The sequence below is a fragment of the Streptomyces sp. NPDC049597 genome, from assembly GCF_040675505.1.
Lineage (GTDB): Bacteria > Actinomycetota > Actinomycetes > Streptomycetales > Streptomycetaceae > Streptomyces.
Genome location: NZ_JBFAOY010000052.1, coordinates 17,351 through 33,777, shown reverse-complemented (window position 1 = coordinate 33,777; position 16,427 = coordinate 17,351). Strand labels below are relative to the sequence as shown.

The following is a 16,427-nucleotide window of genomic DNA, read 5'->3' as shown; positions in this document are numbered from 1 at the left end:
GGTTACATTCCGAACCCGGAAGCTAAGCCTTTCAGCGCCGATGGTACTGCAGGGGGGACCCTGTGGGAGAGTAGGACGCCGCCGAACAATCATTGAGCCTCAACCCCCGGACAATGTCCGGGGGTTGAGGCTTTCCTGCGTTCCGCTGCTGCCCCGGCGTACGGCTCGCCGGCTCGGCACGAAGGCGCTCACACGTTTTGGAAACGCCCGTACGGATGGGCTATGCTTCATCTCGTTGCCGCGGGGAACACCGCGCAGGCAACAGGCCCCTATAGCTCAGTCGGCAGAGCGTCTCCATGGTAAGGAGAAGGTCAACGGTTCGATTCCGTTTGGGGGCTCGGCAATAAGAAGGCCCCTCGCCTGACGGCGAGGGGCCTTCTGCGTTCGCTCAGTCCTGGTGCGGCTCGTGGACGCGCATCGCCAGGATCGCCATGTCGTCCGATGCCGGTTCAGCGGCGAAGCGTTCGACCGCCCTGAGCACGCGGGCCGCCACCGCGCCGGCTGTCAGGCCGGTGCACGTCGTGAACACGTCGGCGAGGCCGTCGTCGCCCAGCATGCGTGTGCCCTCGCGGCGCTCGGTCACCCCGTCCGTGACACACAGCAGGACGTCGCCCGGATCGAGCGTCACGACCTGCTCGTAGAGCTCCAGGTCCTCCATCACGCCGAGCAGCGGCTGGGGCTCGGCCGCCGGCTCCACGGTGCCGTCCTGTCGCAGACGCAGGGGCAGCGGGTGGCCGGCGCACACGACCTTGAGGACGGCGCTGCCGTCCTCCTGCGGCCACAGTTCCCCGTACAGCAGCGTGAGGAACCGGCTGCGGGCGCCCTCGTCGAGGATGGCGGCGTTGAGCCGCTCCAGCACCGCCGCGCCGCCGAAGCCCTCACGGGCCAGCAGCCGCAGGGCGTGGCGAGCCAGGCCGGTGACGGCCGCGGCCTCCGGGCCCGTGCCGCAGACGTCGCCGATGGCGAAGCCGTAGGCGCCGTCGCGGATCGGGAAGAGGTCGTAGAAGTCACCCCCCACCTCGTTGCCCTCGCCGGCGGCGCGGTAGATGACCTCGACCTCGACGCCCGGGATCTGCGGCAGTTCGGGCGGCAGCAGACTGCGCTGCAGGGACTGGCTGATCGCCATGCGCTCGGAGTAGAGGCGGGCGTTGTCGAGGGCGAGAGCCGCCCGGCGGGAGAGGTCCTCGGCGAGCTCCAGGATCTCCTGGCGGAAGTGGTCGTCGGACGGCTTGCCGAGCGTGAGCATGCCGATGACGCGGTTCCTGGCGACAAGGGGGAGAACGACGGTCTCGCCACCGACGGCCGCGGCCGTCGCCAGCGTCGTGCCGATGCCCGAGGAGACCGGCGGAGTGGAACCGAGGCCCAGTTCGCGCTTGGAGGCGAGCAGAGCGGCGCGCTGTGCGGTCTCGGCCGGCGCGGTCCACACGCGGGCGCCCGGTGTCGGTACGGGGTCCGGGGGATCGATCCGCGACAGGAGGGCCTTGAGACCGTCGATACGGTCCTCGTCCTCATGGAGCACAAAGCTGAGGTAGGGCTCCGACGCCTGGTCCGCGATCGTGTAGACCGCGCACCAGGTCGCGAGGGTGGGGACCGTCATCTGGGCCATCAGAGCCAGTGTCTGGTCGCGGTCCAGAGTGCCGGCGAGCAGGTCGGACGCCTCGACGAGGAAGGACAGGGAGCCGCGGCGCAGCCGTTCCAGTTCGCCGAGCCGGGCCGACTCGACGGCCAGGGCGATGCGGTCGGCGGCGAACTGCAGGCGCAGCGCCTCCTCGTTGGTGTAGCGGGCCGCGGACTCGGCGGCGACGCCGAGGGAGCCGGTGAGCCGGCCCTCGACCTTGAGCGGGACGGTGACGACCGAGCGCATGCCGGTGGAGTTGAGGAGGGGGACGGCGCCGGGAACGGCGGTGAGGTCCTCGTGGACCGCCGGCATGCGCGCCGAGCCGTAGCGGCCCGTGCCGGCCTCGACCGGGACGCGGGCGAAGCGCTGGCGTGCCGAGGGGAGCCCGGTGGTGGCGCGTACTTCGAGCTCGGTCTCGTCGTCGGTGGCGAGGAGCAGGAAGGCGGCGTCGCCGTCGAGCATGTCCCGGGCCCGTTCGACGGTGCGCTGGAGCAGGCCGTCGAGATCGTCGGGGGCGGGCGAGCCGATGAAGACCTCGAACGGGTCGCTCGTGCGGTTCTCGGCGCCGTGGTCGGAGCTCGGAGTGCGCTGAGGTGTCTGCAGAATGGCCCGCTCGTCGTCGCGTACGAGGAGACAGACCGTGGACGGTTCACCGTTTGTGTCGCGTACCCGGAGGTGGGAGGCGTAAACGGGAACGACGCGGCCGTCCGATCCGCGGATGCCGTAGCTGCCTTCCCAGCGGGAGAGTTGCAGCGCCTCGGCGATGCCCGTGCCGATGCCGGGGGTGTGCGGCCAGGCCGCGAAGTCGGTGAGCGGTTTGCCGATGACCTGTTCCGACGGATAGCCGAAGAGGCGCTCGGCGTCCTCGTTCCATACGACGATCGACCCGCTGCGGTCGATCTGGGTCACGGCCACGCGCACCCGTTCGTCGGCGACGGGGAGTACGGCCGTGGGCAGGGCGGGACCGGCGGACCGGGTGCCCACCGGGCGCTGCGGCAGGTCGAGTTGGAACCAGACCTGTTTGTGGGTGGGCGTGTACTCGACGCCCCATCGGGAGGCGAGGGCCGCGCACAGCAGCAGGCCGCGGCCGTTCTCCCGGTCGGGGCTGCCGAACTGACGGCGGCTGCCCTGGATCGGGATCTCCCGCTCCGGGTAGCGGTCGGCGACCTCGATCCGGACGCCGTCCTCGCTGCGCAGGCACAGGACGTCTGCCGAGGTGCCCGCGTGGATCACGGCGTTGGTGACGAGCTCACTGGTGAGGACCACGGCGTCGTCGACGACGTCCGAGTACCCCCAGCCCTGGAGGGTGTCACGGACAAAGGCTCGGGCGGTCGCTACGGACCGCCCGACGGGGTCGAAGCTGGCGGCCGCCCGCGCGGTGATCACAGAACTCCTCGTACGCGTCTCGACGCCCGGCTCTGCCATGATCGGCTTGCCCCTCCCCGTGCCCGGTGGTCGTAGATGCACCTCACCGCCCCCGCCGGGCGGCCCGGGGCGGTTGGACAGCCGGATGCCAGGTTACTTACCTTCGCTGTCCGAGCGGATGCCGGTTGCGGCTGTTTCCGCCCTCCAGGGGTGGGGACGCTATGCGAAGCTGCCGAACTGTTATGGCCTGGTTCCGGCATGGTGAAACACTGGGCAGGCTCTTGAGTAGGCCCGGGCAGTACGGTCAACCCCTGCGGGAGGGACACGGTGGAGTCTGGCGTGGCGGCGCGTGGCAAGGATGCGCGCGCGAAAGGCGGACGGTCCCGGAACAATGGGACAACCGAAGTCGACACAGCGGCTCTGAACCGACTGATGTCGGCTCTGGTGGCGATGCGCGACGGGAACTTCCGGCGTCGCCTGACGGTGTCCGGCGACGGCGTCATGGCCGAGATCACGGCGGTCTTCAACGAGGTCGCCGACCGCAATCTGCATCTCACCGGGGAGATCGCGCGCGTCCGCAGGATGGTCGGTCGCGAGGGAAAACTCACAGAGCGGCTGGAGACCGGGGCCTGCGAGGGCTCCTGGGCAGCGGCCATCGACGCCTCCAACGAGCTGGTGGACGACCTGGCGCGGCCCGTCTCCGAGGTCGGCCGGGTGCTGTCGGCGGTCGCCGAGGGCGATCTGGACCAGCGCATGGAGCTGCGTTCGCAGTCGACCGACGGCCAGGACGGCACGGTGCGCCCGCTGCGGGGCGAGTTCCTGAAGGTCGCTCGTACGGTGAACAGCCTGGTGGACCAGCTGTCGGCGTTCACCGACGAAGTGACGCGGGTCGCACTGGAAGTGGGCACCGAGGGCAAGCTCGGCGGCCAGGCGCAGGTGCGCGGAATGTCTGGTTCGTGGAAGGACCTCACGGATTCCGTCAACACCATGGCGTACCGGCTCACCGCTCAGGTGCGGGACATCGCGCTGGTCACGACGGCCGTCGCCAAGGGCGATCTGTCGCAGAAGGTGACCGTCCATGTGGCGGGCGAGATGCTGGAGTTGAAGAACACCGTCAACACGATGGTGGACCAGCTCCAGTCCTTCTCCTCCGAGGTGACGCGGGTCGCCCGCGAGGTGGGCACGGAGGGCGAGCTGGGCGGTCAGGCGACCGTTCCGGGTGTGGCCGGCGTGTGGAAGGACCTCACCGATTCGGTGAACACGATGGCCGGCAACCTGACGTCACAGGTGCGGGGCATCGCCGAGGTGACCACGGCGGTCGCCAACGGTGACCTGTCGCAGAAGGTCACGGTCAGCGCGCGCGGCGAGGTGGCGCAGCTCGCCGAGACGATCAACCAGATGACCGAGACGCTGCGGACGTTCGCGGACGAGGTCACGCGTGTGGCCAGTGAGGTCGGCGCGGAGGGACTGCTGGGCGGTCAGGCGCAGGTGCCGGGTGCGGCGGGCACGTGGAAGGATCTCACCGATTCGGTGAACACCGTCTTCCGCAACCTGACCACCCAGGTGAGGGACATCGCTCAGGTGACGACGGCGGTGGCCAACGGTGATCTGTCGCAGAAGGTCACGGTCGACGTCGCGGGCGAGATGCTCGAGCTGAAGAACACCGTGAACACGATGGTGGACCAGCTCCAGTCGTTCGGTTCCGAGGTGACCCGGGTGGCCCGGGAGGTCGGCGTCGAGGGCCGGCTGGGCGGTCAGGCCGAGGTGCCGGGTGCCGCGGGCACGTGGAAGGACCTCACCGATTCGGTGAACACCGCGTTCCGTAACCTCACCGGGCAGGTGAGGGACATCGCTCAGGTGACGACGGCGGTGGCCAACGGTGATCTGTCGCAGAAGGTCACGGTCGACGTCGCGGGCGAGATGCTCGAGCTGAAGAACACCGTGAACACCATGGTGGCGCAGCTGTCCTCGTTCGCCGACCAGGTCACGCGGATGGCCCGGGACGTGGGCACGGAGGGCCGGCTCGGTGGTCAGGCCCGTGTGGACGGCGTCAGCGGTACGTGGAAGGAGCTGACGGACTCCGTCAACTTCATGGCCGGCAACCTGACGTCCCAGGTGCGCCAGATCGCCCAGGTGACGACGGCGGTGGCGCGCGGCGATCTGTCGCAGAAGATCGACGTGGACGCGCGCGGCGAGATCCTGGAGCTGAAGAACACCATCAACACGATGGTCGACCAGCTCTCCGCGTTCGCGGAGCAGGTGACCCGGGTGGCCCGCGAGGTGGGCACCGACGGGCGGCTGGGCGGCCAGGCGCAGGTGCCCGGCGTGGCCGGCGTATGGCGCGATCTGACGGATTCCGTGAACGGCATGGCCGAGAACCTCACCGGCCAGGTCCGCAACATCGCCCAGGTCGCGACGGCGGTGGCGCGCGGTGATCTGTCGCAGAAGATCGACGTGGACGCGCGCGGCGAGATCCTGGAGCTGAAGAACACGCTCAACACGATGGTCGACCAGCTCTCCAACTTCGCGGAGCAGGTGACCCGGGTGGCCCGCGAGGTGGGCACCGAGGGCATCCTCGGCGGCCAGGCGGAGGTGCAGGGCGTCTCCGGCACCTGGAAGGACCTCACGCAGTCCGTCAACTTCATGGCGAACAACCTGACGAGCCAGGTGCGCAACATCGCCGAGGTCACGACGGCGGTCGCCAAGGGCGACCTGTCGAAGAAGATCACCGTCGACGCCAAGGGCGAGATCCTGGAACTGGTGACGACGGTCAACACGATGGTCGACCAGCTGTCGGACTTCGCGGACGAGGTGACGCGGGTCGCCCGCGAGGTGGGTACGGAAGGTGTGCTGGGCGGCCAGGCGCGGGTGCGCGGTGTCACCGGCATCTGGAAGGACCTGAGCGACAACGTCAACCTGATGGCCAACAACCTGACCAACCAGGTGCGCAACATCGCCCGGGTCTCCTCGGCGGTCGCCAACGGTGACCTGACCAAGAAGGTGACGGTCGAGGCACGCGGTGAGGTGGCCGAGCTCGCGGACACGGTCAACACGATGGTGCGGACGCTGTCGTCCTTCGCCGACGAGGTGACCCGGGTGGCCCGCGAGGTGGGCACGGACGGGCGGCTGGGCGGTCAGGCGCACGTGCCGGGCGTCTCCGGCACCTGGAAGGACCTCACCGAGTCGGTGAACTCCATGGCCTCCAACCTCACCGGCCAGGTGCGGCAGATCGCCACGGTCACCACCGCCATCGCGAAGGGCGATCTCACGCGCAAGATCGACATCGATGCGCGGGGCGAGATCCTGGAGCTGAAGACGACGATCAACACGATGGTCGACCAGCTGTCGTCGTTCGCCGAGGAGGTCACGCGCGTGGCCCGTGAGGTGGGCACCGACGGGCAGTTGGGCGGTCAGGCGCGGGTGCGGGACGTCGACGGCACCTGGCGCGACCTGACCGAGTCGGTGAACGAGATGGCCGGGAACCTGACCCGGCAGGTGCGCGCCATCGCGGCCGTCGCCACGGCGGTGACCCGCGGCGATCTGAACCTGAAGATCGACGTGGACGCGGCGGGCGAGATCCAGGTCCTCCAGGACAACATCAACACGATGATCGCGAATCTGCGCGACACCACCCTCGCCAACGAGGAGCAGGACTGGCTGAAGGGCAACCTGGCCCGTATCTCCGGTCTGATGCAGGGCAGGCGCGACCTGGACGACGTGGCCTCGCTGATCATGAGCGAGCTCACCCCGGTCGTCTCGGCGCAGCACGGCGCGTTCTTCCTGGCGATGCCGACGGGCAACGGCCAGGAGGTGCCGGACGGCGGGGAGTCGTACGAGCTGGTCATGCGTGGCAGTTACGGCTACTCGGCCGGGCTGATGCCGACGTCGTTCCGGCCGGGGGAGACCCTGATCGGTACGGCGGCGGAGGAGAAGCGGACGATCCAGGTCAATGTGCCGCCGGGCTATCTGAAGATCTCATCGGGGCTCGGTGAGGCGTCCCCTGCCTATGTGATCGTCCTTCCGGTGCTGTTCGAGGGGAAGGTCCTCGGCGTCATCGAGCTGGCGTCGTTCCAGCCGTTCACGCAGATCCAGCGGGACTTCCTGAACCAGATCGCCGAGATGATCGCCACGAGCGTCAACACGATCAGCGTCAACACCAAGACCGAGGTGCTGCTGAAGCAGTCGCAGGAGCTCACGGAGCAGCTGCGCGAGCGCTCCGCGGAGCTGGAGAACCGGCAGAAGGCGCTCCAGGCGTCCAACGCCGAGCTGGAGGAGAAGGCCGAGCTGCTGGCGCAGCAGAACCGCGACATCGAGGTGAAGAACACCGAGATCGAGGAGGCGCGGCAGGTGCTGGAGGAGCGGGCGGAGCAGCTCGCGGTCTCCATGCGCTACAAGTCGGAGTTCCTCGCGAACATGTCGCACGAGCTGCGCACGCCGCTCAACTCGCTGCTGATCCTCGCGAAGTTGCTCGCGGACAACGCGGACGCGAATCTTTCGCCGAAGCAGGTGGAGTTCGCGGAGACGATCCACGGCGCCGGTTCCGATCTGCTGCAGCTGATCAACGACATCCTCGACCTGTCGAAGGTCGAGGCGGGCAAGATGGACGTCAGCCCCACGCGCATCGCGCTGGTCCAGCTCGTCGACTACGTCGAGGCGACGTTCCGGCCGCTGACGGCGGAGAAGGGGCTCGACTTCTCGGTCCGGGTCTCCCCGGAGCTGCCGGCGACGCTGCACACGGACGAGCAGCGGCTGCTCCAGGTGCTGCGCAATCTCCTGTCGAACGCGGTGAAGTTCACCGACAGCGGCGCCGTCGAGCTGGTGATCCGGCCGGCCGGCGCCGATGTGCCGCAGTCGATCAGGGAGCAGTTGCTGGAGGCCGGCTCGCTGCGCGACGCGGACGCGGATCTGATCGCCTTCTCGGTGACGGACACGGGCATCGGGATCGCGGCGGGCAAGATGCGGGTGATCTTCGAGGCGTTCAAGCAGGCGGACGGCACGACCAGCCGGAAGTACGGCGGTACGGGTCTGGGGCTGTCGATCAGCCGGGAGATCGCGCGGCTGCTCGGCGGCGAGATCCACGCGGCGAGCGAGCCGGGCCGGGGCTCCACGTTCACGCTGTACCTGCCGCTGCAGCCGACCGAGTTGCCGCCGAACGGGTACCCCCATCTCGAGCCCGGGACGGGCGGGGCCCAGGACGAGGACACGGAAGCGGCGGACTCCGGCGTACCGGCGCGGACCGCTCCGGTCGGACCTCCCCTGGGCCCGGCGGCGCTGCTGCGCCGGCGCCGCAAGGCTCTGAACGCGATGAGCGGGCAGCAGGCGCAGTCCGGGGAGGCGCAGCCGTGGAGCGACGCGAGGGCCGGGCAGGAGGGCGCCGAGGAGCGGCGGGTGTTCGCGTTCGACGGCGAGAAGGTGCTGATCGTCGACGACGACATCCGCAACGTCTTCGCGCTGACGAGCGTGCTGGAGCAGCACGGCCTGTCCGTGCTGTACGCGGAGAACGGCCGTGAGGGCATCGAAGTCCTGGAGCAGCACGATGATGTGACGGTCGTACTGATGGACATCATGATGCCGGAGATGGACGGGTACGCGACGACGACGGCGATCCGCAGGATGCCGCAGTTCGCGGGTCTGCCGATCATCGCGCTGACGGCGAAGGCGATGAAGGGGGACCGGGAGAAGGCGATCGAGTCCGGAGCGTCTGATTATGTGACGAAGCCGGTCGATCCCGACCATCTCCTCTCCGTGATGGAGCAGTGGATGAACGCCAGGTGAGCGGGTCCCGCCCGAATCACAGGTTGTTGCTGATCGGTTGCGTTCGAAAGCGTGTGGGGCTGGGACTTACGGGGAACTATCCGGTCTCCCCCCACGTTTTCGGTACGTGCACAGTGACATCACGGTGACAGGGTGTGGCGACGGGCGGGGTGCGGCTACCATGACCGGCACAAGGACGGGCGACGCAAGGGAGTCGTCCCCTGGGGCGGCGCCCGGTGCGTCCTCCGGCTCTTCGAGCCGGAGAGACCCCATGCCGGGGCGAGGAGGACGGGGCATGGTGCAGAAGGCCAAGATCCTCCTGGTCGATGACCGGCCGGAGAATCTGCTCGCGCTGGAGGCCATCCTCTCCGCGCTCGATCAGACGCTGGTGCGGGCATCGTCAGGGGAGGAAGCGCTCAAGGCGCTGCTGACGGACGACTTCGCGGTCATCCTGCTGGATGTCCAGATGCCGGGAATGGACGGTTTCGAGACCGCCGCACACATCAAGCGGCGTGAGCGGACCCGTGACATCCCGATCATCTTCCTCACCGCGATCAATCACGGCCCCCACCACACCTTCCGTGGGTACGCCGCGGGTGCCGTCGACTACATCTCCAAGCCGTTCGACCCCTGGGTGCTGCGTGCCAAGGTGTCGGTGTTCGTCGAGCTCTACATGAAGAACTGCCAACTGCGCGAGCAGGCGGCGCTGCTGCGGCTCCAGCTGGAGGGCGCCGGCCAGGCCGAGTCGGGCGGCAGCCGCGAGCCGGCCGGCCTCCTCGCGGAACTCTCGGCGAGGCTCGCGGCAGTTGAGGAGCAGGCCGAGGCGCTGTCCAAGCAGCTCGACGACGACTCCGCCGATGCCGCGGCGGTGGCGACCGCCGCCCATCTCGAGCGCAAGCTCACGGGTCTGCGCCGCGCGCTCGACGCGCTGGAGCCCGGCACCGGCGGGGGCGCGCCGACGCTGCCGTCCCAGAGCTGATTCTTCACGGGCGGCGTCGCAGAGCCACGGGCCGTTGACGAAGCGTCAGTTCGCTGCCGCTCCAGGCGCGACACGAAAGGGTGAAGCGGTGGGCACACGTGTCCGCTGCCGTCAACACCGGTAACCTCACCACCATGGCCTCACGTACGTCCGGCAAGGGTTCCCAGGGCACGGCGGGCACCGCGAAGCCGCGCGCCGGCCGTACGACCGGCGCGGCGAAGAAGGCGGCGCCCGCCAAGAAGACCGCTGCGAAGAAGTCCGCACCCGCGAAAAGGGCACCGGCGAAGAAGGCCGCGGCCCGCAAGACGGCTGCGCCGAAGCCCGCACCGTCCCCCACCGGGGGCGTGTACCGGCTCGCGCGCGCCCTCTGGCTCGGCCTCGCGCACGCGGTGGGCGCGATGTTCCGCGGGATAGGGCGCGGTGCCAAGGGACTTGACCCGGCGCACCGCAAGGACGGCCTCGCGCTGCTGCTCCTGGCTCTCGCGCTCATCGTCGCCGCCGGCACCTGGTCGAATCTGCGCGGACCGGTCGGCGATCTCGTCGAGATGCTGGTGACGGGTGCCTTCGGACGCCTCGATCTGCTCGTCCCCCTGCTGCTCGGCGCGATCGGCGTGCGTCTGATCCTGTATCCCGAGAAGCCCGACGCCAACGGCCGGATCGTGATCGGTCTGTCCGCGCTCGTCGTCGGCGTGCTCGGCCAGGTACACATCGCCTGCGGATCGCCCGGCCGCGGGGACGGCAGCGACGCCATGCAGGACGCCGGCGGCCTGATCGGCTGGGCCGCGTCCAAGCCGCTGATCTTCATGATGGGCGAGGTGCTGGCGGTCCCGCTGCTGGTGCTGCTCACCGTCTTCGGCCTGCTCGTCGTGACCGCGACTCCCGTCAACGCCATCCCCCAGCGGCTGCGCCTGCTCGGCTCCAAGCTCGGCCTGGTCGATGCCGCGCCCGAGCCCGGTGAGGACAGCGGCGACGACCAGCGCTACGACGAGCAGTGGCGTGAGTCCCTGCCCGGCCGTCCGCGTCGCTCCGCCGCGCGCCGGGACGAGGACGACGCCCACGACCCCGACCACGCCGAGCAGGAGGCGCTCGAACGGCGCAGACGACCGCGCCGGCCGTCCGTGCAGCCCGCCATGGGGCGCGAGATGGACGCCGTGGACGTCGCCGCGGCAGCGGCCGCCGCTCTCGACGGAGCCGTGCTGAACGGCATGCCGCCCTCCCCTCTCGTCGCCGACCTCACGCGCGACGTCACGGCCGAGCGCCGGCGGGCCGCCTCGCCGGTGCCCACCGCCCGCGAGCCCGAGGACGCCGGGCCGAAGCCGCAGAAGCCGGCGGCCGAGGGCTCCGTACCCGACCTGACGAAGCCGGCGCCCGACGCGTCCCAGCCCCTGCCGCCGCGCGCAGAGCAGCTGCAGTTGTCGGGCGACATCACCTACGCGCTGCCCTCGCTGGATCTGCTGGAGCGCGGCGGCCCGGGCAAGACGCGCAGTGCCGCCAACGACGCGGTCGTCGCATCGCTGACCAACGTCTTCATGGAATTCAAGGTCGACGCGGCCGTCACCGGCTTCACGCGTGGCCCGACGGTCACCCGCTACGAGGTGGAGCTCGGCCCGGCCGTGAAGGTCGAGCGCATCACGGCCCTGACCAAGAACATCGCGTACGCGGTCGCGAGCCCCGACGTGCGGATCATCTCGCCGATCCCCGGCAAGTCCGCGGTCGGCATCGAGATCCCCAACACCGACCGCGAGATGGTCAACCTCGGCGACGTGCTGCGTCTCGCGGACGCTGCCGAGGACGACCACCCGATGCTCGTGGCTCTCGGCAAGGACGTCGAGGGCGGCTACGTGATGGCCAACCTCGCCAAGATGCCGCACGTCCTGGTCGCCGGCGCCACCGGCTCCGGCAAGTCGTCGTGCATCAACTGCCTGATCACCTCGGTGATGATAAGAGCGACCCCGGAGGACGTCCGGATGGTGCTCGTCGATCCCAAGCGGGTGGAGCTGACCGCGTACGAGGGCATCCCGCACCTGATCACGCCGATCATCACCAACCCCAAGCGGGCCGCCGAGGCCCTGCAGTGGGTGGTGCGCGAGATGGATCTGCGCTACGACGACCTCGCGGCCTACGGGTACCGGCACATCGACGACTTCAACAAGGCCGTGCGCGACGGCAAGGTCAAGCCGCCCGAGGGCAGCGAGCGCGAGCTCCAGCCGTACCCGTACCTGCTGGTGATCGTGGACGAACTCGCGGACCTGATGATGGTCGCCCCGAGGGACGTCGAGGACGCCATCGTGCGCATCACGCAGCTGGCGCGCGCGGCAGGCATCCATCTGGTACTGGCGACCCAGCGGCCGTCGGTCGACGTCGTCACCGGCCTGATCAAGGCGAACGTGCCCTCACGGCTCGCGTTCGCGACCTCCTCACTCGCGGACAGCCGGGTCATCCTCGACCAGCCGGGAGCGGAGAAGCTCATCGGCAAGGGTGACGGGCTGTTCCTGCCGATGGGGGCCGGCAAGCCGACCCGTATGCAGGGCGCCTTCGTCACAGAGGAAGAGGTCGCGGCCGTTGTACAGCACTGCAAGGACCAGATGTCCCCCGTCTTCCGCGACGACGTCGTGGTCGGCACGAAGCAGAAGAAGGAGATCGACGAGGACATCGGCGACGACCTCGACCTGCTGTGCCAGGCCGCTGAGCTGGTCGTCTCCACGCAGTTCGGCTCCACGTCGATGCTCCAGCGCAAGCTGCGCGTCGGCTTCGCGAAGGCCGGCCGGCTGATGGACCTCATGGAGTCGCGCAACATCGTCGGCCCCAGCGAGGGGTCCAAGGCGCGTGACGTTCTCGTGAAACCGGACGAATTGGATGGAGTGCTCGCCGTGATCCGGGGAGAGACTCCTTCATAAGGGTTCCGGGAGCAACCGTTTCCCTTGGTCGTACGTCAAGTTGGAGGGAGGGACAGAACCGTGTTCCGCCCCTGGGAAGTGCGGCCATTCCGATGGCGTACAAAGTCCCACCGCCCGGTTGCCCCACCCTTTCGTACCACCCATAGACTGAACCTCCAGCAGGTGGCTACACGCTCGAAAGGCGCCCCCGTGTCCATCGGCAACTCCCCCGAAGACAACCGGCCTTCTGTCGAAGACGCCCGGCCGTCGATCGGTCACACCCTGCAGCAGGCGCGTATCGGCGCCGGCCTGACCGTCGACGAGGTCAGCTCCTCCACCCGGGTGCGCATCCCCATCGTGCACGCGATCGAGGAGGACGACTTCAGCCGCTGCGGCGGCGACGTGTACGCGCGCGGCCATGTCCGCACGCTCGCGCGCGCCGTCGGGCTCGATCCGGAACCGCTGGTCGAGCAGTACGACGCCGAGCACGGCGGCCGTCCTTCGCCGACGTCCGCCGCACCGCTGTTCGAAGCCGAACGCATCCGTCCCGAGCGGCGACGGCCCAACTGGACCGCGGCCATGGTCGCCGCCATCGTCGTCGTGGTCGGCTTCGCCGGCTTCACACTCTTCAGCGACGGCGAGAGCCAGAACACCCAGGTCGCGGAGGGTCCGGCGGCCGAGGCCAAGCCCACCCCGACGAAGGCCGACGGGACCAAGCCGGCCGACCCCAAGCCCGACCCCTCGGACAGCGCCATCGCGGCGGTGCCCAAGGACAAGGTCACGGTGAAGCTCTCCGCCACCCACGACAAGAGCTGGATCTCCGCCAAGTCGCACAACGGCAAGCTGCTCTTCGACGGCACCCTGCTCAAGGGCGAGTCCAAGACCTTCCAGGACGACGAACGCGTCGATCTGATCCTCGGCAATGCGGGCGCGATCGAGCTGTTCGTCAACGGCAAGAAGGTCGAGGACGACTTCGAGATGGGCGGCGTCGAGCGGCTGTCCTACACCAAGGGCGACCCCGCGGCGGGCTGACCGGCCCGGGGGCGCCCGGCCCACGGGCGGACGACGGGAAGCCGACGGTACGGAGAACCCTCGCGGCAGGGGCGCGGGCCGGGACAAAGTAGTCTTGAGTCCATGCCCGAACGCCGTACCGTCGCTCTCGTCACTCTTGGCTGCGCCCGTAACGAGGTGGACTCGGAGGAGCTCGCAGGCCGCTTGGCAGCGGACGGCTGGGAGCTCGTCGAGGAAGCCTCCGACGCGGATGTCGCCGTCGTCAACACCTGCGGATTCGTCGAGGCCGCCAAGAAGGACTCCGTCGACGCCCTGCTGGAGGCCAATGATCTGAAGGATCATGGCCGTACCCAGGCCGTCGTCGCGGTCGGCTGCATGGCCGAGCGGTACGGCAAGGAGCTCGCCGACGCACTGCCCGAGGCAGACGGTGTGCTCGGCTTCGACGACTACGCCGACATCTCCAGCCGCCTCCAGACCATCCTGAGCGGCGGCAGCGTGGAGGCGCACACCCCGCGCGACCGGCGGAAACTGCTGCCGCTGAGCCCCGTGGAGCGCCACCAGGCCACCGAGGTGGCCCTGCCCGGCCACGGGGACGTCGCCCCGGCGCCCGAGGACCTCCCCGAGGGCGTCGCGCCGGTGTCGGGCCCGCGGGCGCCGCTGCGCCGCCGCCTCGGCACCAGCCCGGTCGCCTCCGTGAAGCTGGCTTCCGGCTGTGACCGCCGGTGCACCTTCTGCGCCATCCCGTCCTTCCGCGGCTCCTTCATCTCCCGCCGCCCGAGCGATGTGCTCGGCGAGACGCGCTGGCTGGCCGAGCAGGGCGTCAAGGAGATCATGCTGGTCTCCGAGAACAACACCTCGTACGGCAAGGACCTCGGCGACATCCGTCTCCTCGAGACGCTCCTGCCCGAGCTGGCCGCCGTCGACGGCATCGAGCGCGTGCGCGTCAGCTACCTGCAGCCCGCCGAGATGCGCCCCGGCCTGATCGACGTGCTCACCTCGACGCCCAAGGTCGCCCCCTACTTCGACCTGTCCTTCCAGCACTCCGCCCCCGGCGTGCTGCGCGCCATGCGCCGGTTCGGCGACACGGAGCGCTTCTGGGAGCTGCTGGAGACCATCCGGTCCAAGGCCCCCCAGGCGGGTGTACGGTCCAACTTCATCGTCGGCTTCCCGGGCGAGAGCGAGGCCGACTTCGCCGAGCTGGAACGCTTCCTGGGTGCTGCCCGCCTCGACGCCATCGGCGTCTTCGGCTACAGCGACGAGGAGGGCACCGAGGCCGTCTCCTACGACAACAAGCTCGATGCGGAGGTCATCGCCGAGCGCCTCGAGCACCTGTCCAGACTCGCGGAGGAGCTCACGGCGCAGCGCGCCGAGGAGCGCATGGGTGAGACCCTTGAAGTGCTCGTCGAAAGCGTGGACGACGAGGACGGCGCCGTGGGGCGCGCCGCGCACCAGGCGCCGGAAACGGACGGTCAGGTGCTGTTCACCTCCCCCGAGGGCCTGGTGCCCGGCCGGATGGTCGAGGCGAAGGTCGTCGGTACGGAGGGCGTCGACCTGGTCGCGCAGTGTCTGGGCGAGGAGGCGGGCAGATGACCGGAGTGCCTGCATCCGCTGCGGGCGGCACCGGAAGGCCGGCGCCCGGCGGCAAGCTGGGCGCTGCGGCCGTCAACCAGGCCAGCCTGTGGAACATCGCCAACATCCTGACCATGGTGCGCCTGGTGCTGGTGCCGGGGTTCGTGGTGCTGATGCTCCAGGACGGCGGTTACGATCCCGCCTGGCGTGCGTGGGCCTGGGCGGCGTTCGCCGTCGCCATGATCACGGACATCTTCGACGGCCATCTGGCTCGGACGTACAACCTGGTCACCGACTTCGGGAAGATCGCCGATCCCATCGCCGACAAGGCGATCATGGCGGCCGGGCTGATCTGCCTGTCGGCTCTCGGTGACCTTCCGTGGTGGGTGACCGGCGTCATCCTCTTCCGCGAGCTCGGCATCACGCTCATGCGGTTCTGGGTGATCCGGCACGGGGTCATTCCGGCCAGTCGCGGCGGCAAGATGAAGACGCTCGCGCAGGGCACCGCCGTCGGCATGTACGTGCTGGCGCTGACCGGCCCGCTGGCGACCCTGCGCTTCTGGGTGATGGCGCTCGCGGTCGCTCTGACGGTGCTCACCGGTCTGGACTACGTGCGACAGGCGATCGTCCTGAGGCGCAAGGGGCTCGCGCGGGAGCGCGCGGCCCGCGCGGAGCGGACCGAGACCGAGGGCGCGGAACGGTGAACACGGCGGCTCGCGTGCTGGCGCTGCTTGCGGAGCGTGGCGAGACGCTGGCCGTCGCCGAGTCCCTCACAGGCGGTCTGGTGGCCGCACAGCTGACAGAGGTGCCAGGAGCCTCCCAGTCCTTCCGGGGGTCCGTGACGGCCTATGCCACCACCCTGAAGAGGGATCTGCTGGGCGTGGACGGGACCCTTCTGGCTGAGCGCGGTGCGGTCGACGCGGAGGTCGCGGCCCAGATGGCGGCCGGTGTACGGGGCCGTATGGACGCCGTCTGGGGCATCGCCACCACCGGTGTCGCCGGCCCCGAACCGCAGGACGGACAGCCGGTCGGCACGGTCTATGTTGCCGTTTCGGGACCTTCAGGAGCCGGGAAAGTGGCCGCTTTGCGGTTGAACGGCGATCGGGAGGAAATCCGTAGAGAGAGTGTACGCAGAGTGCTCGACCTGCTCTCTGACGAACTTCACGGAAATGCGCGCACACAGGATACGGAACAGAACGGGGGGACTTGATGTTTGCAGCCCTGAGTGAACACGACATCGCTCCCCGCACGGCCG

General features: G+C 69.4%; 8 protein-coding genes, 1 tRNA gene and 1 rRNA gene. 9 read left to right on the top strand and 1 reads right to left on the bottom strand.

Annotation, left to right across the window (positions count from 1 at the left end; translation table 11 throughout):
• A 5S ribosomal RNA gene (rrf, locus tag AB0K02_RS32425) occupies positions 1-87 on the top strand; the annotation flags it as partial.
• Between the two features lie 178 nt (positions 88-265).
• A tRNA-Thr gene (locus AB0K02_RS32420) sits at positions 266-338 on the top strand.
• Positions 339-388: 50 nt separating this feature from the next.
• Here AB0K02_RS32420 and AB0K02_RS32415 read toward each other — a convergent pair.
• The gene (locus AB0K02_RS32415) at positions 389-3,043 is read right to left on the bottom strand and encodes a SpoIIE family protein phosphatase (RefSeq protein WP_365996188.1); all 2,655 of its coding nucleotides are present in this window, start codon (positions 3,041-3,043) and stop codon (positions 389-391) included.
• Between the two features lie 267 nt (positions 3,044-3,310).
• Between AB0K02_RS32415 and AB0K02_RS32410 the strand changes: the two genes are divergently transcribed.
• From AB0K02_RS32410 to AB0K02_RS32380, 7 genes are all read left to right on the top strand, one after another.
• Positions 3,311-8,758: a HAMP domain-containing protein gene (locus AB0K02_RS32410; protein WP_365996187.1), complete on the top strand. Its 5,448-nt coding sequence runs from the start codon at positions 3,311-3,313 to the stop codon at positions 8,756-8,758.
• Between the two features lie 274 nt (positions 8,759-9,032).
• Entirely contained in the window at positions 9,033-9,716 is a 684-nt protein-coding gene (locus AB0K02_RS32405; RefSeq protein ID WP_177151715.1) for a response regulator, read from the top strand.
• Between the two features lie 134 nt (positions 9,717-9,850).
• Complete coding sequence (locus AB0K02_RS32400) at positions 9,851-12,613, top strand: DNA translocase FtsK (RefSeq protein WP_365996186.1); 2,763 nt, start codon at positions 9,851-9,853, stop codon at positions 12,611-12,613.
• A gap of 189 nt (positions 12,614-12,802) precedes the next feature.
• Entirely contained in the window at positions 12,803-13,624 is an 822-nt protein-coding gene (locus AB0K02_RS32395; protein WP_365996185.1) for a helix-turn-helix domain-containing protein, read from the top strand.
• Positions 13,625-13,726: 102 nt separating this feature from the next.
• Positions 13,727-15,193, top strand: coding sequence for a 30S ribosomal protein S12 methylthiotransferase RimO (gene rimO, locus AB0K02_RS32390; protein ID WP_365996184.1), 1,467 nt, complete (start codon positions 13,727-13,729; stop codon positions 15,191-15,193).
• The gene (gene pgsA, locus AB0K02_RS32385; RefSeq protein ID WP_365996183.1) at positions 15,190-15,876 is read left to right on the top strand and encodes a CDP-diacylglycerol--glycerol-3-phosphate 3-phosphatidyltransferase; all 687 of its coding nucleotides are present in this window, start codon (positions 15,190-15,192) and stop codon (positions 15,874-15,876) included. The genes rimO and pgsA overlap by 4 nt, the downstream gene beginning before the upstream one ends.
• Positions 15,873-16,382, top strand: a complete 510-nt coding sequence (locus AB0K02_RS32380) for a CinA family protein (protein ID WP_365996182.1) — start codon at positions 15,873-15,875, stop codon at positions 16,380-16,382. The genes pgsA and AB0K02_RS32380 overlap by 4 nt, the downstream gene beginning before the upstream one ends.
• The last annotated feature ends 45 nt before the right edge of the window (positions 16,383-16,427 follow it).